At 35.6% G+C, this 25088-nt stretch carries 25 protein-coding genes and 1 tRNA gene; 16 read left to right on the top strand and 10 right to left on the bottom strand.

Translation table 11 applies throughout. From position 1 onward, the window contains the following. Positions 1-24: 24 nt before the first annotated feature. Positions 25-1593: an ATP-binding cassette domain-containing protein gene (locus LGAS_RS07510; protein ID WP_003653802.1), complete on the bottom strand. Its 1569-nt coding sequence runs from the start codon at positions 1591-1593 to the stop codon at positions 25-27. A gap of 102 nt (positions 1594-1695) precedes the next feature. Then, on the bottom strand, positions 1696-2502 hold the full coding sequence (locus tag LGAS_RS07505; protein WP_003646843.1) for a helix-turn-helix domain-containing protein: 807 nt from the start codon (positions 2500-2502) through the stop codon (positions 1696-1698). A gap of 223 nt (positions 2503-2725) precedes the next feature. Here LGAS_RS07505 and LGAS_RS07500 point away from each other — a divergent pair, with 223 nt between their 5' ends. The 16 genes from LGAS_RS07500 (at position 2726) to LGAS_RS07425 (ending at position 18696) form a co-directional block, all read left to right on the top strand. Continuing rightward, positions 2726-3874, top strand: a complete 1149-nt coding sequence (locus tag LGAS_RS07500; RefSeq protein ID WP_003646844.1) for a CDP-glycerol--glycerophosphate glycerophosphotransferase — start codon at positions 2726-2728, stop codon at positions 3872-3874. Between the two features lie 11 nt (positions 3875-3885). Beyond that, on the top strand, positions 3886-5322 hold the full coding sequence (locus tag LGAS_RS07495) for an oligosaccharide flippase family protein (RefSeq protein ID WP_003646845.1): 1437 nt from the start codon (positions 3886-3888) through the stop codon (positions 5320-5322). Next, positions 5319-6020: a glycosyltransferase family 32 protein gene (locus LGAS_RS07490; protein ID WP_003646846.1), complete on the top strand. Its 702-nt coding sequence runs from the start codon at positions 5319-5321 to the stop codon at positions 6018-6020. Before LGAS_RS07495 ends, LGAS_RS07490 begins: the two co-directional genes overlap by 4 nt. Continuing rightward, the gene (locus LGAS_RS07485) at positions 6020-6478 is read left to right on the top strand and encodes a SprT family protein (RefSeq protein WP_003646847.1); all 459 of its coding nucleotides are present in this window, start codon (positions 6020-6022) and stop codon (positions 6476-6478) included. The genes LGAS_RS07490 and LGAS_RS07485 overlap by 1 nt, the downstream gene beginning before the upstream one ends. A gap of 56 nt (positions 6479-6534) precedes the next feature. Next, positions 6535-6623: transfer RNA gene (locus tag LGAS_RS07480), tRNA-Leu, on the top strand. 71 nt (positions 6624-6694) lie between these two features. Continuing rightward, positions 6695-7312, top strand: coding sequence for an ECF transporter S component (locus tag LGAS_RS07475; protein WP_003646848.1), 618 nt, complete (start codon positions 6695-6697; stop codon positions 7310-7312). Between the two features lies 1 nt (position 7313). Next, the gene (locus LGAS_RS07470; protein WP_003646849.1) at positions 7314-7940 is read left to right on the top strand and encodes a glycoside hydrolase family 73 protein; all 627 of its coding nucleotides are present in this window, start codon (positions 7314-7316) and stop codon (positions 7938-7940) included. Positions 7941-8038: 98 nt separating this feature from the next. Continuing rightward, entirely contained in the window at positions 8039-10282 is a 2244-nt protein-coding gene (gene pcrA, locus LGAS_RS07465) for a DNA helicase PcrA (protein WP_025012223.1), read from the top strand. Between the two features lie 39 nt (positions 10283-10321). Further along, the gene (gene ligA / locus LGAS_RS07460; protein WP_011678960.1) at positions 10322-12328 is read left to right on the top strand and encodes an NAD-dependent DNA ligase LigA; all 2007 of its coding nucleotides are present in this window, start codon (positions 10322-10324) and stop codon (positions 12326-12328) included. 22 nt (positions 12329-12350) lie between these two features. After that, positions 12351-13490, top strand: coding sequence for a CamS family sex pheromone protein (locus tag LGAS_RS07455; protein WP_003646850.1), 1140 nt, complete (start codon positions 12351-12353; stop codon positions 13488-13490). 10 nt (positions 13491-13500) lie between these two features. Then, positions 13501-13803 carry an Asp-tRNA(Asn)/Glu-tRNA(Gln) amidotransferase subunit GatC gene (gene gatC / locus LGAS_RS07450; protein ID WP_025012222.1) on the top strand — a complete coding sequence of 101 codons (303 nt, stop codon included), beginning with the start codon at positions 13501-13503 and terminating at the stop codon, positions 13801-13803. Further along, on the top strand, positions 13803-15242 hold the full coding sequence (gatA, locus tag LGAS_RS07445; RefSeq protein WP_003646852.1) for an Asp-tRNA(Asn)/Glu-tRNA(Gln) amidotransferase subunit GatA: 1440 nt from the start codon (positions 13803-13805) through the stop codon (positions 15240-15242). Before gatC ends, gatA begins: the two co-directional genes overlap by 1 nt. Before the next feature lie 3 nt (positions 15243-15245). Continuing rightward, entirely contained in the window at positions 15246-16676 is a 1431-nt protein-coding gene (gene gatB / locus LGAS_RS07440; RefSeq protein WP_003646853.1) for an Asp-tRNA(Asn)/Glu-tRNA(Gln) amidotransferase subunit GatB, read from the top strand. A gap of 23 nt (positions 16677-16699) precedes the next feature. Further along, on the top strand, positions 16700-17608 hold the full coding sequence (locus LGAS_RS07435) for a diacylglycerol kinase (protein WP_003646854.1): 909 nt from the start codon (positions 16700-16702) through the stop codon (positions 17606-17608). Positions 17609-17662: 54 nt separating this feature from the next. Beyond that, a complete protein-coding gene (locus LGAS_RS07430) occupies positions 17663-17872 on the top strand; it encodes a hypothetical protein (RefSeq protein ID WP_003653814.1) in 210 nt (69 codons plus the stop codon). 8 nt (positions 17873-17880) lie between these two features. After that, entirely contained in the window at positions 17881-18696 is an 816-nt protein-coding gene (locus LGAS_RS07425; protein ID WP_003646856.1) for a Cof-type HAD-IIB family hydrolase, read from the top strand. A gap of 86 nt (positions 18697-18782) precedes the next feature. Here the strand turns inward: LGAS_RS07425 and LGAS_RS09710 are convergent, their stop codons facing one another. The 8 genes from LGAS_RS09710 to LGAS_RS07385 all read right to left on the bottom strand — a co-directional run bounded on the left by LGAS_RS09710 (position 18783) and on the right by LGAS_RS07385 (position 25082). Next, positions 18783-19103, bottom strand: coding sequence for a hypothetical protein (locus LGAS_RS09710; RefSeq protein WP_225792970.1), 321 nt, complete (start codon positions 19101-19103; stop codon positions 18783-18785). Positions 19104-19336: 233 nt separating this feature from the next. Further along, positions 19337-19564: an IS3 family transposase gene (locus LGAS_RS09705; RefSeq protein ID WP_003652829.1), complete on the bottom strand. Its 228-nt coding sequence runs from the start codon at positions 19562-19564 to the stop codon at positions 19337-19339. Positions 19565-19634: 70 nt separating this feature from the next. Then, positions 19635-20342 carry a helix-turn-helix domain-containing protein gene (locus LGAS_RS07410; protein WP_003652827.1) on the bottom strand — a complete coding sequence of 236 codons (708 nt, stop codon included), beginning with the start codon at positions 20340-20342 and terminating at the stop codon, positions 19635-19637. A gap of 94 nt (positions 20343-20436) precedes the next feature. Then, complete coding sequence (locus LGAS_RS07405) at positions 20437-20973, bottom strand: cob(I)yrinic acid a,c-diamide adenosyltransferase (RefSeq protein ID WP_003646861.1); 537 nt, start codon at positions 20971-20973, stop codon at positions 20437-20439. 2 nt (positions 20974-20975) lie between these two features. Continuing rightward, entirely contained in the window at positions 20976-21497 is a 522-nt protein-coding gene (locus tag LGAS_RS07400; protein ID WP_003652825.1) for an ECF transporter S component, read from the bottom strand. After that, positions 21497-21883: a DUF4430 domain-containing protein gene (locus LGAS_RS07395; RefSeq protein ID WP_003646863.1), complete on the bottom strand. Its 387-nt coding sequence runs from the start codon at positions 21881-21883 to the stop codon at positions 21497-21499. The genes LGAS_RS07400 and LGAS_RS07395 overlap by 1 nt, the downstream gene beginning before the upstream one ends. An 18-nt stretch (positions 21884-21901) precedes the next feature. Then, complete coding sequence (nrdJ, locus tag LGAS_RS07390; RefSeq protein ID WP_021314961.1) at positions 21902-24136, bottom strand: ribonucleoside-triphosphate reductase, adenosylcobalamin-dependent; 2235 nt, start codon at positions 24134-24136, stop codon at positions 21902-21904. Between the two features lie 232 nt (positions 24137-24368). After that, a complete protein-coding gene (locus LGAS_RS07385; protein ID WP_003653819.1) occupies positions 24369-25082 on the bottom strand; it encodes a Bax inhibitor-1/YccA family protein in 714 nt (237 codons plus the stop codon). Positions 25083-25088 lie beyond the last annotated feature (6 nt).

Raw genomic sequence — 25088 nt, 5'->3', positions numbered from 1 at the left:
TTTTCTAGCTACATTTTTTATAAATTAAAATATACGTTCTAATCGTTTATTGTGCAGATCATAATGATGATTAAACATTTGCATAATTTTAGGTGGAATATGATGATCTATTTCAATTACTGTTAATGGAGAATCTAAGAACACTTCATGAATCTGATTAGCTGTGATGGGATCAAGCGAAGCTGTCCCTTCGTCAACAATTAAAAAATCTCTTTCATATAGAAAAGCTCGTGCCAATTCTATTCGTTTCTTTTCACCGCCAGATAAGTTATTTCCATTTTCTTCTATAATCGTATTTAAGCCATACCGATTAACATATGGCAATAGTCCAGCCTTTTTGATAGCTTCTGTAATTTTGAAATCATCAAACTTTTTACCTAATGTTAGGTTGAAAAGTAAAGTATCATTAAATATTTGAGAAGTCTGTTGTACCTCACTAAATGTATAATTTTGATTGGTCATCCCATTGACGAGCACGTTTCCTTTAGTAGGTTTTAGTTGACCAGTTAAAAGATTAAGAAGAGTAGACTTTCCTTGACCAGACTTACCAGTAAGTAATAATTTATCACCTCTTTTAATTTTTAAGTTGATTTTGTCTAGTACTAATTCTCCTGGCTTATATCCAAAGCTAATATTGTTAAGGGTTAAGGTATTTAGGTTAGAATTAGGAATATTTTTGTCAAATTCTTCTGGTTTAAAAGAAAGTAGCTTATCTATCATAGGTTTGGCTGATGACATTTGATTACGGCAGCTATTAATACTGTAAAAACTGTTAATAATCCAAGTACTGGAGTATTGGACAGCTACAAATGAGGCTAGAGTAAGCATCCCTTTGATGACCATAATTATTCCTATTCCAATAGGTAAAAAGTCAAAAGAATAAACGAATATATTAACCCAAAAATTGCTTTTAGCAATTGTATTATCACGTAATCTCTTATTTTCAGTAGATTGAGTAATAATTTTTTGCCCTTTTTTAATAAAGGTATCTAATGCATTGTAATTTAAAACTGTCCTAATATTCTTTAAAAAATCGGACATAAATGTTATGTAAGTTCCAGTAGAAGTACTCCAATTATTTGATTGTTGAGCTGTTTTTTTGCTAAAAAACTTAGGGATAATACTTGAAAAAATAGCGAATGAAATAAAAACTAAAGTTAATAAAAAACTATTGCCAACTGCAACTATTGAAGTACCGACAATTGTTACAATCATTGAAATTAATTGAAAAAGTTGCTTCAAATAGTTCTCTTCTATTAAGTTAAGATCATTTGAAAGAAAAGAAATTTGCTTTGATACATTGTTTTCACTGATTTCAATAAAGTTGCTTTTCATTAGAAATTCACGCACGTTTTGATTAAAACAAGCGATATTTCTGTTAAGTATCCGTGTATTCAAATACTTAATAATGACCAAAAGAATTTGGGCAATAGTAATAACTGCTACCATCCTGATAGTATTAGGAATATTTTTTTCAGTAATTAAAGAGAATATTTCTGAATATGACCAAGTTCCAAAAGGCAATTCTAAGCCACTCAAGCATGAAAGCAAGATGCTTAAGGCAAAAAATTTTTTGTTGATAAACTTTTTCATTGTTACTCCTCTTTTCATTTAAGATGAGATAAATGATAAGGTATTTGCGTAATGAAGAGGATTTTTTTTGCATAATTGATCAGCGAGTTGCGTATATGCAGTTTATTGTGGCAAGATATTTATTGTTTTACTTAAGTTACTTTTCTTTAAAATAGTAATAATGGTCTTTAATTGTTCTTTTTGATTTGTAAAGTAACAATGATAGTAATAACCTATAATTTTCTCAATACCTAATTCGGGATATTCTGTTAATTGAGTTAATAGTTGAATAGCTTTATTAGTTGAACCAATATTTCTGTTTTGGGATGCTGAATATAAATAGTTGATACAGAAAGATGCAACGCTTTCTTGAATTTTTAGAGTTTGTTTACCAAGATTGTTTTGATATTTCTGATAAATTTGATTTAAAAAGAAAGGTAAGTCAAAGGGATCAAGAACTTCAATAAAGGTAGCTAATATCAGAATTTTGTGAGAATCATTGAGCCAATGAGTACCTGAAAAGACTTTTTGTATAATTTTATCTTTGTTTTTAGGAAATTTATGACGACCTGATTGTAGAGTATTGAGAATAAGTTGAGCTTGTAATTTAAGTAAATCATCATTAGATGTATTAATTTGAGTATAGATTTCCTTTGCTTTATCGAGATTTCGATCATAGTAAGCAGATAATAATTGCTCACTAAGTTTTTCATCTTGGTCGTTTACGTTGTTTTGATCGAGGGATGAGAAAAAATCTGAATAACGTATTTTATTTTGACTCAACAGTTTTAGCAGGTCATTTGCTGAAATTTCATGTAGATTACGTTCTATTTTCGAGTAATGCGCTGGAGAAAGGATATTTTGAGTGAATTCTTTTTGAGTCAGTCCTGCGCTAGTACGATATTGTTTTAATGCTTCGCCAATGTTCATATTGTAATCTCCAATCTATAAAGGTCTATCTAGTTATGAATTATATGAAACTTTAAATGGAAAATATAGAAATAAAATGAAATGGAATAGTAGAAGAAAAGAAAATAAAGTTTTGTCAAATAATCAAAAAAAGCTTGAGTTTACTCAAGCTTTTTTTATACCCTTAATAATGAACAATAAGACGTATATACAAATGTTTATCCATTTACTGAGGAACATCTAAATGAAAAGTTTATTTTTTCGCTTGTACTTATGGGGAATGAACTTCCTTGCAAGTCTTCGACCAATTAAAGAAAAGAATATTGTAGTTTTAAATGGCTCAGGTAGATCTGGCTCAAACGGCTATTTATTTTATAAAAATATTAAGACCAATCATCCTGATTACAACATTACCTTAGTTGAACCTTGGCCATCTTCTCACTTATCATGGGAAACTTGGAAGAAAATTGGTGCAGCTAAATATGTAATTACTACACATCAGCCTTTTAAAGCACGACGAGATCAAGTTAATATTCAATTCTGGCATGGCGTGCCATTGAAGCGAATGGGCTTTATGGCGCATAATACGCGCTATCGAGATAATAAGCGTAATCAAAAGCTATGGCATAAAAATGCAGATATGGTAACTTCAAGCTCTGACCTCTACGAAAGCTTAATGAGCGCTTGCATGGCAATTGAAGGTAAAAAATATCAAAAACTGGGCTTTCCTAGAATTGATTACATTAATCATCCAGCAATCTCTAAAGAAGAATTACTAGCAGATTTATTTAAGACTAGGGATGATCAAGCACATATCGGAATTTACATGCCAACTTTTCGTTATGAGTTAGAAGATCCGTTTGTTATGGAGCAGATAAGAAAATATAATTATTTTGCTTTTCAAGATTTTGATCCTTATGAATTAAATGATGCTTTAAAAGCAAAGCATCAGTATTTAATTGTGAAGCTTCATCCTTATGAAATGCGGATGTTCGAGGATTTTAACAGTCAGTTTTCAAACATCGCCTTCTTAAATAATGATTATTTATTTAAAAACGATCTCGACTTATATGAACTACTCGGAAATACAGATTTCCTAATTACAGACTTTTCATCAATTTATTTTGATTACTTGTACTTAGATAAGCCAATTATTTTTATTACTAATTATTTAAAGCAGTACGAAAAAGTACGTGGTTTACTATTGAGTCCATACGAGGATGTTACACCCGGTCCATGTGTTAATTCACAAAAAGAACTTCTGCAAGTTTTAAGGCATCCTGACGATCATCAATATAAAGAGCAACGTTTTTATTGGCGTGAGTTAATTGATGAGGTTGACAATCTTAATTCTTGCGAACCTATCTTTAATTACATGACAAAGAAGTTTTAGAGGAAAAAGTAGTGAAGCGAACTTTTCTTAATATTTTATATAATGCGGTCTATCAGATCTTTTTAGTTTTAGTACCGTTAATTACAGTTCCATATTTATCTCGGGTTTTAGGACCTAAGACTTATGGTATTTATGGCAGTGTAAATAATACAGTACAATTTCTGATGGTATTTTGTACTTTGTCAGTTTCTTACATTGGAATTCGAACTGTTTCTCGAACTAGAACTTATGGTACGCCCCAAGAGTTAACAGAAGCTTTCTGGGGTTTATGGTATTTTCAAGCAATTGCTGGTTTAGTGACTATTTTAATTACTTTACTAATTACCAACATTTTTCATATTCAATACTGGAACTACTTAATCTTAATGGTTCCATATTTGATCTCGGCTCAAGTCGATATTTCTTGGTTTTTCCAGGGACTAGCTGATTTTGGTCGAGTAGTGCTAAAAAATACTGCTGTTAAGTTGGCTAGTGTAGTTTTGATTTTATTATTAATTAAGTCACCAGCTGATCTTTGGAAATACTTTTTAATCATGTCAGTTTCGACAATGCTGGGATCTTTTGTCTTTTGGCTTGATATTCATCGCTATGTAGGCAAACCAGTTGACCATTTTTATAAATATAAGACCACTATTGTTTCAATCATTACCTTGATGATTCCGCAGATAGCGACGCAAATTTATACGTCGCTTGATAAACCAATTTTGGGCTTTTTTAGTAATTCAACGCAGGTGGCCTTTTATGATAATTCGCAGCGAATTTCTAATATGATCTTGGGGGTAATTACTAGTATTTCTTTAGTTATCATGCCGAAGATGGCTAGTGAAGAAAAAGAAACGCAGAAAGTTGTCTTAAAGAAGTCACTGGAAGCAACAACGATGCTTGGAACCTTATTTGCAGTCATTATTATGGCTAATACCAAGCAATTTGTGCCATTTTTCTTCGGTCAAAAGTTTATCCCAATGACGCCTTTGATGTTCTTCTTTGCATTAACAATCATTATGATCCCGATGGGTGGAGTATTTGCTAATCAGTTTGCACTAGCTAACAGGAGAGACAAAGAATATGCGATTCCAGTTGTGATTGGAGCAATTATCGAAGTTGTCTTAGCAGCGCTACTTGATCGACCATATGGAGCCAGCGGAGCAACAGTGGCAATTTTAATTACGGAGTTTGTAGTGCTAATTTTGCGGCTTTGGATCGTGAGAGATGATTACAGTTTTAAAAATGCGTTTAGCGACGTGCCAAAGTACTTCTTGATTGGAATAATTACGTTAATTGCAGGGATGCTCATGCCTAATTTAATTAGGTCGAGCTTTGTAAATATGGCTGTTAAGTCAATTTTAATGTTAATTATTTATGCTGGAATTATGTTTATGATGAAACTTGATTTTAATCAAGATATCATGGATTTTATAACCCGCTTTCTTAGAAAGGTAAAAAGATGATTCCTAAAAAAATTCATTACGTCTGGGTAGGAGGCAACCCTAAGTCGCCATTAATTAAAGAGTGTCTTGCGACTTGGAAAAAGAAGTTGCCGGACTATGAAATTATTGAGTGGAATGAAGATAATTTTGATATGCATGAAAATCGTTATCTTGAAGAAGCTTATCAAGCTAAAAAATGGGCCTTTGTGTCTGATTATATTCGTGCTCGTGCGATTTATGAACAAGGCGGAATTTATTTAGATACGGATGTTAGAGTTCTTAAGAAGTTAGATCCACTTTTAAAGAATCAGGCGTTTATTGGCTTTGAAAATAATGACTACTTGTCAGCTGCTATTTTTGGCGCAGAAGCGCATCACCCATTTATAAAAGACATTCTTGATTATTATCAAGACAAAGAGTTTACTTTTGATGAAAATAATCAAATGGCTGGTGTGAATAGTTTGTCTGTAACTGATATTTTAAAAGAAAAATACGGCTTAAAAATAGGTAATAGCGAACAGCTTTTAAAGGACGGGATTCATGTTTACCCAGATGGCTTTTTATGCAATCCAAGTAAAGACTCGTATTCAATTCACTTGTTCACTGGTACTTGGATAGATGGGCAGCAATCAGTAAAGCAAAAAATTGTGATCGGTCTAAAGAGAAGGATATCCTCTCCAAGACAGGCAAGTTTATATCAAAAATTAATTCGAAAATAATGAATCAAGCAGACTTACAAAAATTAGTAGAAGAAATTTCATTAAAATATTTTCACCTTCCTTTCAGGCATGAAGTTAAGATTAATAATCGCATGACAACAACTGGAGGTAGATATTTCCTCAATGACCATCACATTGATATTAATGGTCATTTTTTAGATGAAAAATATCGTTCAGACTTAGTGGGAATAATTAAGCATGAGTTGACGCATTATCATTTACACTTGGCAGGGCTTGGCTATCAGCATCGCAATCGTGATTTTAAGAATTTATTAGCTCAGGTTGGTGGTAGTCGTTATACGCCTGATATTGGTTTAAGACGCAAACAAGTTAAAAACTATCTTTATGAATGCGAAGACTGCCATTTTCGATATCCTCGTGTTCGTAAAGTAAACACAAGAAGATATCGCTGCGGCAAATGCGGTGGAAGACTGAAATTAGTTAGAAGAAATAAGTAAAAAATAAAATTTCCATTTGCTAAAAGAAAAATTATTTGGTATATTAGTTAAGTACCGCGGGCGTGGCGGAATGGCAGACGCGCAAGACTAAGGATCTTGTGATCGCTTTTAGATCGTGGAAGTTCGAGTCTTCTCGCCCGCACCACTAAGAAAAGGAAGTCGCAAATGCGGCTTCCTTTTTTGTTAAAGTTATACTTGATAAAGCTAGGAAAGACTATGATTAATAAAAAGACTTTTAGAATCGCCATTAGTGCTATTTTTGTTGCAATTATTTTGGTTCAAACTTTTGTTCCTTACATTGGCTACATTAGAATCTTACCGGGATTACCTTCAATTACAACTATTCCCCTAACCGTTGCTTTAGCTGGTTGCTTAATGGGACCTGGTTTTGGTACGTCGATTGGTTTATTTTGGGGTTTATTAAGTTTATTTGTCGCTTATACGCAACCTGGCGATATTGTCAGCATGTTGCTGTTCCGAAATATCTTTATTGCTTTAATTCCACGTGCAGCAGCTGGCTTTATTGCTGGGATGATCGGTCAAGCTGCAAGAGATGAATCAAAACTTCAAAAGACAATTGTTTATACAATTGCTGGCTTATGTACGTCACTTGCTAATACTTTATTGGTGATTAGTATTACTAGTTTATGGTTTATGAATAATCCAGCTGCTTTACTTCAAAGCTTAGGTCAAACTCAAAATTCAGCTCCTTTAATTGCAATATTATTAAGTGTTTTAGGTGTTAATGGCGTTGTAGAAGCAATCTTTACTGCTATCCTTACTCCAGCAATTACAATGCCTTTGAAGCAAGTAATGAAAAGGAAGATGAGTTAAAATGCCACGTAGACGCCGTCAAAAAAATATTCAATATGTAATTGCAAGAGCTTTTGCTATTTGCTTTACTTTGGTAGTAATTTTATCAGGCTTTTTGTACTGGCGTCACGAGGTCGCAGTTAATGAACAATTAAGGCAAGCGCGATTAGAAAAGGAACGTGCTCTTCAAAGTAAAGAAAGGTTTATTAAAATAGTAGCTCCGATTGCTCAAAGAGCAGATAAGCCTTATGGTTTATTTCCAAGTGTTACCATTGCGCAAGCATGCTTAGAAAGTAATTTTGGTCAAAGCGAACTTTCAAAAAAATATTATAATTTGTTTGGCGTCAAGGGAACTGATCCTAATACTAGTCGGGAGTTGACGACTTCAGAGTTTGTTAATGATCACTGGGAAACTGTAACTGGCCGTTTTCAAGTTTATAATTCTTATGAAGAATCTATTCAGGCACATACGCGGCTATTTGTGAATGGAACTAGCTGGAATAAAAATCAATATCAGCATGTTTTAGCTGCTAAGGATTATATAAGTCAAGCGCAAGCTTTAGAAACAGATGGTTATGCGACTGATCCAGGTTATGCCAAAAAGCTAATTGATTTAATTAAAGAGTTCAATTTAACGCAATATGATTAATTCTAAAACGATGATAGTTAAGGTAAAAGCTATCGTCGTTTTTTGTTATAATAGACAAGTCTATTTTAGTGTTTAGGTTATCAGGAAAGAGAGAAGCAATGAGCGAAGAAACAATTCTTGCAGAATTAAATCCGCAGCAAAAAAAAGCTGTGCAGTGTACTGAGGGTCCACTTTTAGTAGTTGCTGGAGCTGGTAGTGGAAAAACATCAGTTTTAACACGTCGAATTGCCTATTTAATTGAAGAAAAAGGCGTTGCGCCATGGAATGTCTTAGCCATTACTTTTACCAATAAGGCTGCAACTGAAATGAAAGAACGTGTCCAAAAACTTTTAGGGCCAGCTGCTGATAGTGTTTGGATGTCAACTTTTCACGCCTTATGCGTGAGAATTTTACGCCGTGATGCAGAAAAGATCGGTTATTCTAATAACTTTTCAATTGCTGATTCGGCGGAACAGTTAACTTTAATTAAGCGAATTGAAAAAGATCTTAATATTAATCCTAAAATGTATGATCCCAAAGCAATTTTAGGTGCTATTTCTAATGGTAAAAATGACTTGCTTACACCCAAAGATTTCAAAGCGCAAGCAACTAGTCCCTTTGAAAAGGTAACAGCGCAAGTTTATGCGGAATATCAGCACCGCTTAAAGCGTGATCAAATTATGGATTTTGATGACTTGATTATGCAAACGCTAGTCTTGTTTAAGAAAGATAAAGAAACGCTTCATTATTACCAAAATAAGTTCCGCTATATTTTAGTTGATGAGTATCAGGATACAAATGAAGCTCAATATCAACTTTGTGTGGCACTAGCTGCTCAGTATAAGAATATTTGTGTTGTTGGGGATGCGGACCAGTCAATCTATGGTTGGCGCGGAGCTAATATGGAAAATATTCTTAATTTTGAGCATGACTATCAAGATGATGAAGTTAATACGATTAAACTTGAACAAAATTATCGTTCGACTGGTCATATCTTAGATGCTGCTAATTCAGTTATTAAGAATAATCAAAATCGTAAGCCTAAAAAGCTTTGGACTGATAAGGGCGATGGTGATAAGATCAACTATTATCGTGCTCAAAGTGGTAACGATGAAGCACTCTTTATTGTTTCAAAGATCAACGAAGAAATAAAAGAGCATCACAGAGACTACAAGGATTTTGCGGTTCTTTACCGCACAAATGCTCAATCTCGTAACGTCGAAGAAGCTTTAGTTAAATCAAACATTCCTTACCGAATTGTTGGCGGTCATAAATTCTATGATCGAAAAGAAATTAAAGATATCTTGGCCTATTTAAAGGTTGTAGCAAACCCTGCTGATTCGATGAGCTTTAATCGAATTATTAATGTGCCTAAGCGTGGATTAGGGCCAACAACGATGGCTAAATTTAACGGCTTTGCTAATGATAATGACTTCACAGTTGAAGAAACATTTAAGAATTTAAGTTTAGCACCAATTACAGGTCGTCCGGCTAAGACTTTAGCAACTTTTGGGACTGCTTTAAAGGATGCAATTGAATACAGTAAGACGCATAGCGTAACTGGTTTAACTGAAAAATTACTAGCTGACTTTGGCTATAAAGAAGCTTTAGAGAATGAACATACAATTGAAGCCGATACTAGATTAGAAAACTTGAACGAATTCTTAACCGTTACTAAGCGTTTTGATGATAATTATGAGCCAGAAGATGAAGATTCGACTGCCTTAGGCGATTTTCTTTCAGAAATTTCACTTTTAAGCGATCAAGATGATTTAGAAAATCAAGATAATCAGGTAGCTTTAATGACGCTTCATGCAGCTAAAGGATTAGAGTTTCCAGTTGTCTTTTTGGTTGGCATGGAAGAAGGACTTTTCCCGCTTTCAAGAGCGACAGGCGATCCAAGTGAACTTGAAGAAGAACGTCGTTTAGCCTATGTAGGTATTACCCGTGCTGAAAAGAAACTTTACATCACGAATGCCTTTTCTAGAACGATGTACGGCCGTCCGCAAAATAACCAGCCATCTCGCTTTATTGATGAAATTGAAGATAAAGATCTAGAATTTGTTAACCAAGTTCAGTCTAATTCTGCAATGTCGATTCCTTTTGCTAAAAGTAGTGAACGTGCAACTTCTCAAGTTTACCGTCCAAAAACTAGAATTGAAACTGCTAAGAAGGCTAGCGGTGCAGTTGGTGCGGACAAGAAGTCTTGGAATGTTGGCGATCAAGTTTCTCATAAGGCCTGGGGAAAAGGCGTTGTCGTCAAAGTTAACGGCAGCGGAGAAGATATGGAATTAGATATTGCTTTTGCTAGTCAAGGAGTAAAGCGCCTTTTAGCTGCCTTTGCACCAATTAAAAAGATATAATGAGATTAAAGTAGTTTGATTTAGATAAGGACTGAGATAATGGCAGTTTTAACTCACAATCAGGCTTCTCAGAAAGTCGATGAATTAAGAAAAAAGCTCGATGAATGGGCAGAAGATTATTACGCAAAAGACGCACCAGTAGTTGAAGATGCGGTTTACGACAAGGCTTATCAAGAACTAGTAGAATTAGAAAAGCAGTTTCCTGACCTAGTAACATCTGACTCAATTACGCAGCGAGTTGGTGGTGAGATCAAGAGTGACCTTTCTAAAGTGGAACATCCCGTTCCAATGCTTTCAATGGGGGATGTTTTTTCAAAAGATGAGCTCAAAGAATTTGATGAAAGAATTACAAAGCTAGTTGGTCATCCTGTGGCTTACAACGTTGAATTAAAAATTGATGGCTTATCTTTGTCGTTAGAATATACAGCTGGGAAATTAACACGTGCATCTACTAGAGGAAATGGCCGTGTTGGTGAAGATGTGACAGCTAATGCTAAGTTTATTAAGGATATTCCCCAAACTTTGCCTGAGCCTTTAACAACTGAGGTTCGCGGTGAATGCTACATGGAAAAAGAAGCATTTGCCAAATTAAATGCGGAACGTGATGAAAAAGGGGAGCAGGTATTTGCTAATCCTAGAAATGCAGCTGCTGGTTCTTTAAGGCAATTAGATGCGCGGATTACTAAAAAGAGAAACTTGAGTACTTTTATTTATACTTGGGTTAATCCGCCAAAAAACATTACTAGTCAGCACCAGGCAATTGATGAAATGAATCGCTTAGGTTTTCACACCAATCAAACTGGCCAGCGTCTGGAATCAATGGATGAAGTATTTAAGTTTATTGATGAATATACTGCTAAGCGTAACGATTTAAGCTATGGTATTGATGGAATTGTTTTAAAAGTTGACGATTTGAGCTTACAAAATGAATTAGGAAATACCGTCAAAGTACCGCGCTGGGAAATTGCCTATAAGTTTCCTCCTGAAGAACAAGAAACGGTAGTCAAAGAGATTGAATGGACAGTTGGTCGAACTGGAGTAGTAACGCCAACTGCGGTAATGGATCCTGTTCAACTCGCTGGTACTGTTGTTTCACGCGCTTCTTTGCACAATCCTGATTACTTAAGAGAAAAGGGAGTACGGATTGGCGACACAGTTAAATTGCACAAGGCTGGCGATATTATTCCAGAAATTTCTAGTGTCGTTTTAAATAAAAGACCTAAAGATAGCGAGCCTTATCAGATTCCTAATAAATGTCCATCTTGTGGGCAAGACTTGGTTCACTTACAAGACGAAGTAGCACTTCGCTGCATCAATCCAATGTGTCCAGCACAAGTTGAAGAAGGAATTATCCACTTTGCTTCACGCGGTGCGATGAACATCATGGGACTAGGTCCGCGAATCGTAAAACAGTTAATTGATAAGAATTTTGTCAATGATGTAGCCGACTTATATCATTTAACTAATGAGCAATTAAGTCAGTTAGATCATTTTAAAGATAAGTCAATTACTAATTTGTTAACGTCAATTGAGAATAGTAAGCAAAATTCAGCTGAATTATTACTATTTGGTCTTGGAATAGATCATGTCGGTGCTAAAGCTGCTAGATTAATTTTGGAAAAATATAAAAATTTGGAAAAGGTTAGTCAATTAACAGTGCCAGAATTAACAAGTATCGATACAATAGGAGAGACGATTGCGGAATCGTTAACAGCATATTTTAATCAGCCAAGTGCGCAAAAGTTGTTGCAAGAGTTGCGCGACAGTGGATTAAATATGGAATATTTAGGAACTGTTGAAGAAGAAGCACCAGATAATTTCTTTAAAGAAAAGACTGTTGTTCTAACTGGAAAATTATCAGACTTTACTCGAAGTGAATTTACTAAGAAACTGCAAGATCTTGGAGCTAAAGTAACTGGATCAGTATCTAAGAAGACAGACTATTTAATTTATGGTGCAGATGCCGGTTCTAAGAAAGATAAGGCTGAAAAACTTCAAGTTCCAATGTTAACTGAACAAGAAGCAATTGCAAAAATTGAAAAATAAAGAATTAAGAAGGAAAAATAAATTGAAAAGATTTTTGCAAATAGCACTGCTAGTAGCAACTGGTTTGAGTTTAAGTGCATGTGGCAATTTAAAAAATTCTGATCTTGCCAATAATCCCACAACTTCAACAACTAAGAAGAAGAGCTATCAAACGACTAGTACAAATAAGAATGGTTATAATGTTCTTTTAAAAGATGGTGAATATGTAACTAGTCCTATCGAAGGTACAACTGAAAATACTAGCGATAATAATGTTGATGGTCGTGCTTTAGAATCTGGATTAATAAACTTATCTCAAAATACTTTTTCAAGTAGTAAGTATGTCTTCCAAGAAGGGCAAAAAATTTCTGTGGCAGATGCGACCGATTGGCTAGGAAGAAAGTCTAAGAGCAATGCAGATGGTTTAAATGCAGAAAAGAGTACCAAAAAAGATTCGTATAATCCGATCATTTTAGACCAAATTTTGGAACAAGATTTTTTGACTAAATCTAATTCTAGTTACAAAATGGGTGGTATGAGTGTAGGTTTAGCCCTTAACTCAGTTGATTACTATCAAAAAGTTAAAGATGGTCCACAATATCATAAGGATATTTCTCGTGCAGAACAGGAAACTTTTGGTAAGGAAGCAGCTAACAAGCTAGTTTCTTACTTACGTAAAAAGAAGGGATTGAAGGATATCCCAATTCTAGTTGGACTATTTAGTAAGACCAGTAAAGATTCCCTTGTAGGTGGAAATTACTTTGCATATGGAATTGCTAATGCAAATAGTAGTAAAATAAATGATTGGAAAACAGTCAATAATCGTAGTCAAGTGCTACCGACTGTTGGAAGTGAAAAAGCAATTAATTCTACTGATGCAGCTTCATTTAGTGATTTTAAGGCTGCTATTCAAGGATATTTCCCTAATATTAGTGGGGTAACAGCAACTGTTCGTTATCAAAATAAGACCTTGACGCAGATGAACATTACTGTAACTACGCAATTCTTTGGCTATGCACAGATCGAGAGTTTCTCACGACTTGTGCTCTCAGCTGCTAAGAAGTACTTACCTAAAGATGCACCAATAGAAATTAAGATTAATTCTGTTAATGATACACAGGCATTAATCGCTAAGAATTCCGCAGACGATAGTTATTATGTCCACGTCTTTGGCGGTGAATAGGAGGCAAACGGTGAAAATTACAAAAGATGAAATCAATCACGTTGCAACACTATCTCGACTTGAGTTTGGTGAAGACGAAATTGATAAGTTTACTGAACAAATGGGTGACATTATCAATATGGCACATCAATTAGCTGAAGTTGATACTGAAGGAGTTCCTGAAACTGTTCAAGTTGTTGATCGAGAGACTGATTTTAGAGAAGACAAGCCTGAACATTGGAAAAGTCGCGCAGAATTAATGAAGAATGTTCCTGAAAAAGCTGATGGCTTCATTAAGGTGCCAGTAATTATTGATAAGGATGATAATGAATAATGAATTACTTAAATGAAAACATTGACTCATTAAATAAAAAATTACAAGATGGCGAAATAACAGCTGAAGACTTAGCTAAGGAAACAGTTAAAAATATTAAAGAAACAGACAAAAAGATTAATGCCTGGATTACTGTTGACGATGATGCAAAGCCAGCAGAAAATTTAGATTTTGCTAAAAATAAATTGGCTGGTATCCCAATTGCAATCAAGGACAATATCATTACTAATGGTATGAAGACTACTGCAGCTAGTCATATTCTTTGCAATTACATGCCAGTTTATGATGCAACTGTAATTAGCAAGTTAAAGAAGGCTCAAGCAACTTTTGTTGGTAAGACTAACATGGATGAATTTGCAATGGGTTCATCTACTGAACATTCTTACTACGGTGCAACTCGTAATCCATGGGACTTAGAAAAAGTTCCTGGTGGTTCATCTGGTGGTTCTGCAGCTGCAGTTGCTAGTGGTGAAGTTGTAGCAGCTCTTGGTTCTGATACTGGTGGTTCTATTCGTCAACCAGCTGCTTTTAACGGTATTTTTGGTATTAAACCAACTTATGGTCGCGTATCACGTTGGGGCTTGATCGCCTTTGGTTCTTCATTAGACCAAATCGGTGTTATGAGTAAACGTGTTAAGGATTCAGCAGAGGTATTAAACGTAATTGCTGGTCCTGATGAACATGACGCAACTGTTTCAGAAAAAGAAGTACCTGATTTTACTAGCTTCCTAGGTCAAGACGTTAAAGGTTTACGCGTAGCTGTTCCTAAGGAATACATGGATGCTGTTGACGGCGAAATGCGTGATGCTATCCAAAAGCAAATTGATGTTTTGAAGGACGCTGGTGCAGTTATTAACGAAGTTTCTTTGCCACATACTAAGTATGTTGTTCCTACTTACTACATTGTTGCCTCTAGTGAAGCTTCTTCAAACCTTCAAAGATACGATGGTATTCGTTATGGCTACCGTGCAAAGGATACGAAGAACTTATTAGACGTTTACGTTAAATCTAGAAGTGAAGGTTTTGGCGACGAAGTTAAGCGTCGTATTATGCTAGGTTCATTTGCTTTATCAGCAGGTGCATATGACGAATTCTTCAAGAAGGCTGCTCAAGTTAGAACATTAATTTGCCGTGACTTTGAGAAAATTTTTGAAGAAAATGATGTTATTGTTGGACCAACTACTACTGAACCAGCATTTGGTATTGGTGAAGAAATTTCAGACCCAATTAAGATGTACAACAACGATATCTTAACCATTTCAGCTAACTTAGCTGGTATCCCAGCAGCTAGCGTACCTGCAGGTTTAGTTGATGGAATGCCTGCTGGTCTTCAAATTATGGCTAAACGTTTTGATGAAGGTACTGTATTTAAGGTTGCTGATTTCATTGAACGTAATAACAAATTCTACGAAAAAACACCTACAGGAATGGAGGATTAATTAATGAATTTTAAATCGACTATTGGTCTAGAAGTCCACTTCGAATTAAAAACAAAGAGTAAGATTTTTTCTCCATCACCAGTTACTTATGGTGCTGAAGCAAACACTGAAACTAATGTTATTGACTGGGCAATGCCTGGTGTCTTACCTCGTTTGAATAAAGATGTTTATCGTCTTGGTATCATGGTTGCCTTGGCAACTCATTCACATATTTTGCCTGTAACTCATTTTGACCGTAAGAACTACTTCTACCCAGATAACCCTAAGGCTTACCAAATTACTCAGTTCTTCCAACCACTTGCTCGCGATGGTTACATTGAAGTTGAAGTTCGCGGCAAGAAGAAGCGCATTGGTATTCACGAAATGCACATCGAAGAAGATGCTGGTAAGAACACTCACGGAGCTAATGGTTATTCATACGTTGACTTAAACCGTCAGGGTGTTCCACTTCTTGAAGTTGTTTCTGAACCTGATATGGAAGATCCAGAAGAAGCTTACGCATACTTGACTAAATTACGTCAGATCGTTCAATTTACTGGTGCATCTGACGTTAAGATGGAAGAAGGTTCAATGCGTGTTGATACCAACATTTCTATCCGTCCTGCTGGTCAAGAAAAGCTTGGTACTAAGGTTGAAATGAAGAACTTGAACTCATTTGACCACGTTCGTCGTTCTCTTGCTTATGAAGAGAAGCGTCAACAACAAGTACTTCTTTCTGGTGGTAGAGTTCAACTTTCCACTCGTCGTTTTGATGAAGCTACTGGTAAGACTGTCTTAGAGCGTGTTAAGGAAGGCGATGCAGATTACCGTTACTTCCCAGAACCAGATATTGCACCTTACCACATTAAGCAAAGCTGGATCGATGAAATTGCAGAAAGTTTACCTGAATCACCATTTGAACGTCGCAAGCGCTACGTTAAAGAATATGGCATTAAGGAATACGATGCTGACGTTATTTTGCAAACTAAGGAATCAAGTGATTTCTACGATGCTGCAGTAGCTGCTGGTGCTGATCCAACTTTAGCTGCTAACTGGTTGAATACTCAAGTTAATGGTTACTTGAATGAAAACCAAGTTGGTATTGCAGATATTAAATTAACTCCAGAGCACTTAGCTGAAATGATCAAGATGATCAAAGATGGAACTATTTCATCCAAGATTGCTAAGAAAGTCTTCAAGGAATCTATTGAAAATGGAACTGATCCTAAGAAATATGTTGAAGATAAGGGTATGGTTCAATTATCAGATGTTTCTGTTCTTGGGCCAATGGTAACTAAGGTTGTTGATGATAACCCACAATCTGTTGAAGACTTCAAGAATGGTAAGGATCGTGCAATTGGATTCTTAGTTGGTCAAATCATGAAGCAAACTCGTGGTAAGGCTAACCCTAAGGTTGTTAATCAATTGCTTAATAAGGAACTTCAAAGCCGTTAATCATTTTAGGGAGGCGAAAGGCGATGACGAAAAAAGCAAGATTAATTTATAATCCTGTATCAGGTCACGAGCAAATGCTTCAAAATGTTGCAGATATTTTAAACGTATTAGAACAGGCTGGGTTTGAAGCTAGTGCCTTTAGAACTACGCCAGAACCTTTGTCTGCTCAAAATGAAGCAAAAAGATGCGCCCTAGCTGGTTTTGATTTGATAGTAGGTGCTGGTGGAGACGGAACGATTAACGAAGTAGTTAATGGTGTGGCTCCCCTAGAAAAAAGACCTAGACTAGCTGTTATTCCAGCAGGAACAACGAATGATTTTGCTCGAGCTTTAAAAATTCCAAGAGATAATTTAGTCGATGCCGCTAAAGTGATTTTGACAGGTAAAACGCAAAAGATGGACATTGGACGTGCTGGTAAGCAATATTTTATGAACATTGCGGCTAGTGGTTCATTGACTGAATTAACTTATGGCGTCCCTTCAGAAGTGAAGTCGGTATTAGGCTATAGTGCATACCTCTTAAAGGGAGCAGAAATGTTACCAAAAATAAGCAGTAACAAGATGCGTTTAACCTATGATGATGGTGTCTATGAAGGAAACTTATCAATGTTTCTTTTGGGAATGACTAATTCAATCGGTGGTTTTGAGCGTATTATGCCTGATGCACAATTATCCGATGGTTTGTTCCAATTAATCGTGGTTAAAACTGCAAATCCAGTAGATGTTTTACGGTTAATGGCGATGGCCTTAAATGGAAATCATGTTAATGATCCGCAAATTATCTATACTAAGACTAGATACTTAAAAGTAGAATTACTAGATGACAGTAAAGACAAAGAACCAATTCCCGTTAATTTAGATGGTGAAATTGGTGGTCATCTACCAATTGATTTTGAAAATCTGAAGCAGCATATTGAATTTTATGTTGGTTAATATAAAATAGAGACTAATAATTTGTTAGTCTCTATTTTTTGTAGGAGGAGAAAAATGAAGAATCTTGTTCATCATTTAAATACAGATATTAATGGAATTACTGAATGGGCAATGATTTTTTATGTTGTTTTTCCTTTAATAGGGTTTATTGCTAGTTTGGTATATTTAGTAAAGAAAGAGAAAATCAAAGTGGAAGCGGCTGCTTGCTACGCCCTGCTAGGATTGTTGTTAAATGTAATTTTCTATTTAATATTTGGTAGATAGGAGTATGTATGGCGATTAAATTAGTTGCAGTAGACTTAGACGGAACTTTGCTCAATAGTGGTAACGCAATTTCACCTGAGACTTTAAGAACTTTGCAAGTAGCGCATGGTATGGGGATTAAAGTGGTTCTTGCTTCAGGACGTCCTCTTTCTGGCGTGATGCCATTTGAAACGCAGTTGGGACTTGAAGGATCAAAAGAATACGCAGTCGTTTTTAACGGTGCTGTTGTTCAAGACTTGTCTGGAAAAGTTTTAATGAGTCAGGAGATGGACTATCGTGATTTTGAAGTAATGCTTCGTCTGCAACGTCTTGCCCATGTGAACTTGCACTTTGAAACGACTGAACGTTTCTGGACCTTAGACCGCGATCTGTCAGTGCAAATGCAAATTAATGCAGCTTTGACTGATAATGAAATTAGAGTTCGTGAACGAAAAGAGATTCCGCAAGATTTTACCTTCAATAAAGTAGGCTTTACTTGTCCAAAAGGTAGCGATCAAATTGAAAAACTTTGGAATTCTATTCCTTACTGGGCCTTTGAATCTTACGATATTGTTCGCAGCTTAGATAATTGTATTGAATTAAATGGCATTGGAGCTTCAAAGGGCAATGCCTTGATGAACCTAGCAGAGCGGTTAAAGATTAGTCCAGAAGACGTCATGGTCTTTGGTGATCAAGGTAATGATGTCTCGATGTTTGAAAATCCCAGCTTTAAGAAAATTGCGATGGGTAATGCAATTGAAGATATTAAAGAAAAAGCTGATTTTGTTACAGATGATAATGATCATAATGGTATTGCAAAAGCACTTAAGAAATTTGTAATTTAATTCAAAAGCCCCTGGCTCAGTATGATCCGTACCGTGTCAAGTAGACAGTTAAAATATATAAATTAATTAGCTTAATCAGCTCGCTATTATGCGAGCTGATTTTTCTTTTCATCGATCTTCTTCCAAAAGTTTTTATATCTCTTATCTTGCTTTATTGGATATGAAATTATATTTTCTGGATTGTCCTTAGCTTCTCGTCTTACTTGGCCTGTAGTTTTACCATTGAAACGTTCTTGAGGGTCATAATTAATATAGTATTCAATAGTTGCTTTAAAAGCTTCTTCCATATCTTCATAACTATTTACATTAGGATAAAGAACAACTCTCATTTCTTTGATTAAACCTTGCCAACCTTCCATTGGTCCATTATTAATACAGCGGCTTACTCTCGACATTGATTGTGACATACCATGTTCTTTTAGCTCTTGCAGGAAATCTGTCATAAAGATCAAATATAGTGCAGAGATAAATCTTTTGACTTGTTCCAGGAATCTTTTCTTCAGTAATATCAGTACACCATTTTTCATTAGGCTTATTGGCATTAAAGTCTCTATGTAATATATTTGCGGAAGTTTCTTCAGGTCTAGATGCTTTATAGTGATATGTTTTATGAAATCTTGGCTTACTAGTATAGATGCCGTTAACACACATAACGAGCTACAGTTCTTCGATATATTTTACCTTCACAATCCGCTAGTTCCTTATTTAAGGCCATAGTCATCTTAGGGGATCCAAAAAGGCTGTTGTTACTCTTAGCTATTTCTTTAATGCGTTTAAGAATCTTTTGATCTCGCTCTTCACGCTTACTTGGCTTATGATTAAGCCATTTGTAGTAGGCTGAACGGGCAACATGAGCTTGTTTACACATCCATTCAAATATTCCTGATGACATTCTTTAATCAAGCTATAAAGAGAGTATCGCTGCTTTTGTTTAAGTGCTATTTGTCTTTGCTTTGGTTGTCCAATAAACACATCCTTTCTAATTCCTTCACTTTTTTTAAGAAGGCTATCTGTTGGTCTTTGAGCTTATTTTCTCTTTTAAGCTGCTCGACTTCACGCTTTAGTCTTTGAGTTTCAGATAGTTTAGTGACTTTTAAATGACGGCCACGTCTGTCTTCTAAGCTCTTAAACCCTTGCTCTCTATATTTCTTAGACCAGTTATATACTTGAGCATAACTACAGCCAAATTTAAGTGCAGCTTCTTTATAATTCCATTCATGATCCTTACAGTATTCAACTATTTGTTTACGTTCTTCTAGAGTTGTCTTTTTTATCTTAGTCATGTAAGCCTCCGGAGCAGGATTGTAATCCTTAAGTTCTTGATGACTATTATACTTGATAACCCATTGCTTTAATTGATTAGAACTTCGTAGACAAAATTTATGTGTAAGTGAATTATATGATCCTTTACCAGTTAAATAGGCAGCCACACACTTTAATTTGAACTCTTTACTATATCTCTGATTATTGTTATGTGGTTTTAAAGCTTCTGGACCTTGAGCTTTGAATGCATGTATCCAATGTCGAAGTGTAGATTCATCAGCTCCTATAAGTTTCGCAATTGAAAGCACGGATGCTTCACCATTTAAATATTTTTTAATTGCTTTAAGTTTGATTTCATAACTAAATTTACTTTTTCTAGACATACAAAAAAGTCCTACTTTCATAGATAGTACAACTTTATATATTTGTACTGTCTACTAAAGTAGGACTATATCATTATTCTAACGGAGTTCATTTTTATTTGCTTTTGACTTCTTGATATCCATCTAAGACATTAGCGTAGCGAGCTAGCGTGAAGAGATAGTCAGATAGACGATTAATATATTCCAGATTAAAAGGCGAAATTGGCTGCTTTTTATCATTTAGTTCAACTAGTGAACGTTCAGCGCGCCGTGCCAATGTGCGGCTATACTGCAAATTGGCAGCGGTGGTTGAGCCACCAGGAAGGATAAAAGCTGGAATCCTAGGATATTGCCGTGTAATCTTATCAATTCTATTTTCTAATTCTTTGACCTTATCTGGAGTAATTTCTTGGTGTCGTCTAACGACAATATCAGCTTGGAACTGATAGAGTTCTTTTTGCCTTTTTTGTAATTCATCTTTTAGAACCTGGCAATTATCTGATAAGTTAGCGATTACTACGCCTAAGTAAGATTGAAGTTCATCAAGATTGCCCAGAGTTTCAATTTGTAAATCATATTTTGGCACCATCTTGCCACTAACTTGTTTAGTTTTACCTTGGTCGCCAACTTTAGTATAAATTTTAAGTGTCATATTTAATCCTCAAAGAAGTGCTGCAGTGCTAAGGAGATAGGTTTATATAGAAGTAAGTAAAAAACAACATTGCCGATTGCATGATAGGTATCAAATAAAATACTACCTGCCCAGTATGCAATAAAGGCTGGTAAACCACCGAAAATCGTCATTCCTAAATCTACTAAAATACCATATTCAATTCCTAAAAATGCGACCAGAGCTAATTGCAGCCAGAACCATTTCGTTAGGGGAGTTAGCTTTTTAAATAGCAGAATTGTTAAAACGCAACCACCGTAAGCAAGAATTTGCGGAATTGTCCAAATGCCAAAGCCAAGAAAAATATTAGAAATAATCATGGTTAAGATAGCTAGGGCAAATCCCATCCCTCCACTTACAAAAAGAGTAGTAAGCATAATAATCGTCGTAACAGGTTGAACATTAGGAACCGGAATAATTTTGAAAATTCTCAAAACAACGCATAAGGCGGTCAGAACGCCTAAGAGCGCGAGCCTCTTAGTTCCAGCTAGTTCTTCGGTAGCCATTAATACTTACTCCGAGTGAAGACTACCTTATCCTTGTTCTTAAGCTTTTGTTGGTAGGCACTTTTGTTTACCATTTTGCCATTTACCGTATAAGTCCAGTAGATCTTCTTTTGGGGATTTTGACTTTTACCATCAATAGCAGTGATAAATTCTTTTTGACTCTTTATTTTCCAGGTCTTTTTAAGACCAGTAGCTACAGTAGAATTCTTTTTAAGATGAACCTTTTTATTAGCAAAAGCCTTTTTATTATCTTTTAGTGTGTAAGTAACCGTAATTTGGTCAGTTTTTGGCTTAGCTTTTTCTTGATTATTTTGACAGCCAGCTAGACTGAAAGTGAAAAATAAAATAATTGTAGCAAAAATACTTAACTTTTTAGTGTTTTTCATTTCTAGAAACTCCTCTTATTACTTGATTGGGCAAGCACCGTTATCACAATCGCTTTGATCCACTAATTCAAGCCCCTTTTGATCTTCGTTAGTTTGTTCAAAAACTATTTCAACATTACCAGTAATGTGGTTATCTGCTTTCTCATATTTTTCCTTACTAATTGGCTCTTTTGGAGCTTGTTTTAAGGAGCCACCATAGTAAGGCAGAAGTGAAGTAGATTTAATTGCATAACGATATTGATGTAGTAATGGAGCTATTTGGTCGCTTTCATCATTTTGAAAAGTAATAGTACAGCTTACCGCATTATCTGACCAGTAAGTTTGTAAGAAAGCTTGAGTAGCAAATTGTTCCGCAATTGAAACAGTTCCAGCAGAAGCGAAGTTATCGCTGTCAGCATTGGCTGCTTTAATTGGAAATTCAACGCAGATTGTATGTGGGGTGTAAATATCAGGCTCAGTTCTATAGCCGCAATCTTTTAATGCTGGAAGAAGGGGATCGGTTTCTTGGAAGCGAATGCGTTGAATTAAGTAGCCAGAATAGTGGAAATGCATCCCTTCAGAAACTCCAGCAAGTTTAGCAACAGTACCAGATGGCTTAACTGTAGTGTGCTTAATTGAAGTATTGCAGTTTAGTTCTTGGCTGTAATCTTTGTCAGCGTCAACAACAGCTTGGTAGAGACCATCGACTGTTTTAATAATTTCAGGGTCGTAAACTGGATCTTTAATTTCTTTACCAGTTTCTGAATCAGTAGCAGTCTTAAATCCAGTCACTACGCGATGGCCAAAAGTAGATAAAATCCAATCTTGAATACCAGACATTGAAACACCAATCCGGCGATTTTTGTTGATGATCTTACGAGAAACTTCCCAGTCATATGGACTAAAGGTGACACGCTTGGTGTAGCGAGCAGCGAGTTTAAATGCCTCTTTCAGATCCCAACCTTGTTTTTGAGCAATAAAAGGAAAGACTTCAAACAAGTTACATGGTTCACCGTTAGCTAAGGAAATTTCTCCACAAGGGTTAGTTCCTTCAACTTCACCATCAATTCCAGCTTGATAGCCATCTTTGATGCGTCCGTAGTTACGGGATAATTCCAGGTTAACAACACCAGGTTCACCGTTATGTAAAATACTGTCAGCAATTGGTTGGTAGTTATCAAACTCAGAATTAATTGCAACACTATTATTTGATGCCCAGCGGTGGTGGTAAAGTTTCTTTTTATCTTGCTTCATAGTAATGAAGTCTTGGTTATTGCTTGAACCAAGTGCTAGTTCTGCACTTCTTCTAACGTTACCAGCAACGACGGTTTTACCAATTAAGTTGCAAATATCAGTTGCGTCAACTGCAGTTAATTTTTGACCAGCACGCTCATTAAGAATTTGATTAATATCAAAAAGCATTTCAATTAGTGGCATTGGGCCGGAAGCTGTACCACCGAATCCATGAATCTTAGCTCCATAAGGGCGGATATCGCTGATATCAAGTACTAGTTTTTTCTTGTTCTCAGGATTAGTTGAATTGAAATGCATGTCGATTAAACGAGCATTTGCTAAGACCCAACCTTCGCGAGTATCAGGGAGCTTGTAGTAAATGTAATCTTCTTTTTCTTGATTAGTTTTTTTCCATTCATCAAGATCAGTAGCACCTAACTTGAGGGATGCATCATAGGACTTACTTTGCTTGTCAATGACGATAGTTAAGTCTACTTTTTGATCAAGCTTTGGAATTTGGTTGATGTTTTCGTCAACTACAGAAAAGCCTACGCCGCCGCCTTTCATTAATTGGTCGAATAAAAATGAAAAAGGCATCGATGGTGCGACTTGATCTTGTGTAAGATAAGCAGGAACGATATGGCTATTACCGTATTTTTGTGGACGAATGGAAATAAACCAGCAGTTGTTCAGTGAATCACCATTTCTCTTTTGGTAGTCAGTCCCTGAAATCCATAAGTTACGACCAGATGGAGTAGCAGCTAGGCCGTAGACTAGGCGGAATAATTGCTTAGCTTCAGCTGTTAACTCGTGAATGGTTTTTTTACTAGGATTATTTTTTAAACGAGGGTCAAGATTAATATTACCTTCGATCACGCGTTTAACAGTTTCGTCCCAATTTTCAGAGCGATTTTTATCATCAAGCCAGCGAGCATAGGTACGTTTATAAGTAACCCAGCCTAACTCACCCCAGTGAGGAGTAACTTCTTTTTTAGTTTGTGCAATGAAATCTGGATCAAGTGTGATTCTCAAATCAGACATATTTTTATCTCTCCCTAAAGTACAATATCTTGTCGACACTTAAGAGGATAACACAATATCTAGTATTTTTCCTGGATAAAAGCACTATAGATTGTTATTTGTATTGGGAAAAATTGCATGAGAATGGGAGGAGAAGAGGGACAAAAAAATTTTGAAATTTTTTGAAAATTTGAACACAAAATAAAAATGCGAGGTAACTTTCAAAAGCACCTCGCATTTTTCATAAATATTATTAATTTCTGTCGCTAAATCCAAAGATTTGTAAGAACTGTAAGAACAAGTTAACGAAGTCTAGGTAAAGTGCTAAAGCACCTGCAACAGCCAAACCATCAACTGAAACTTGACCACCATAGTTTTCGTAAATTTGTTTCATTCTTTGTGCATCCCAAGCAGTTAAAATAGTAAAGATAATAACTGCGATAAATGAAAAGATGTAAGAAACCATTGGATTTCTTAAGAACATGTTGATAAGCATTGCAACAATTAAACCAATCAAGGCAGCAGAAGCATAAGAGCCAAGATTATTTAAGTTCTTCTTAGTAGTTGTACCAATTACTGCCATAGTAATGAAAACAGTAGATGAAGCAACGAATGCAGAAGCAATGCTGCGGCCAGTATAGGCACCAGCAATTAAGGAAAATTCAACTCCGTAAACAATTGCCATAATCATTAACATGACGAAACTAGCTACCGGATTTCTTGTTGCTCTAAAGCTAATTCCAAAAGTTAATGCAAGTGGAACTAACAATAAAATCCAAGTCATTGCTGGGTTGCTAGCAAATAAGGTCATTACTTGAGTTCTAAAGACAGTCATCGTTAAGTAAGCACTTAAAGCAGAAACTAAAACGGCGATTGTCATCATGCCGTACATTCTGCTTAAGAATCTATTTAAGCCAGTTACGTCAACGATTGTGCGACGTTCTGGTTCTTGTGAAAAGTTATTCATAAGCTC

Origin of the sequence: Lactobacillus gasseri ATCC 33323 = JCM 1131, assembly GCF_000014425.1 — a bacterium.
Classification (GTDB): Bacteria; Bacillota; Bacilli; order Lactobacillales; family Lactobacillaceae; genus Lactobacillus; species Lactobacillus gasseri.
The sequence above is the reverse complement of the archived record's forward strand: the minus strand, read 5'-3'. Positions and strand labels throughout refer to the sequence as shown.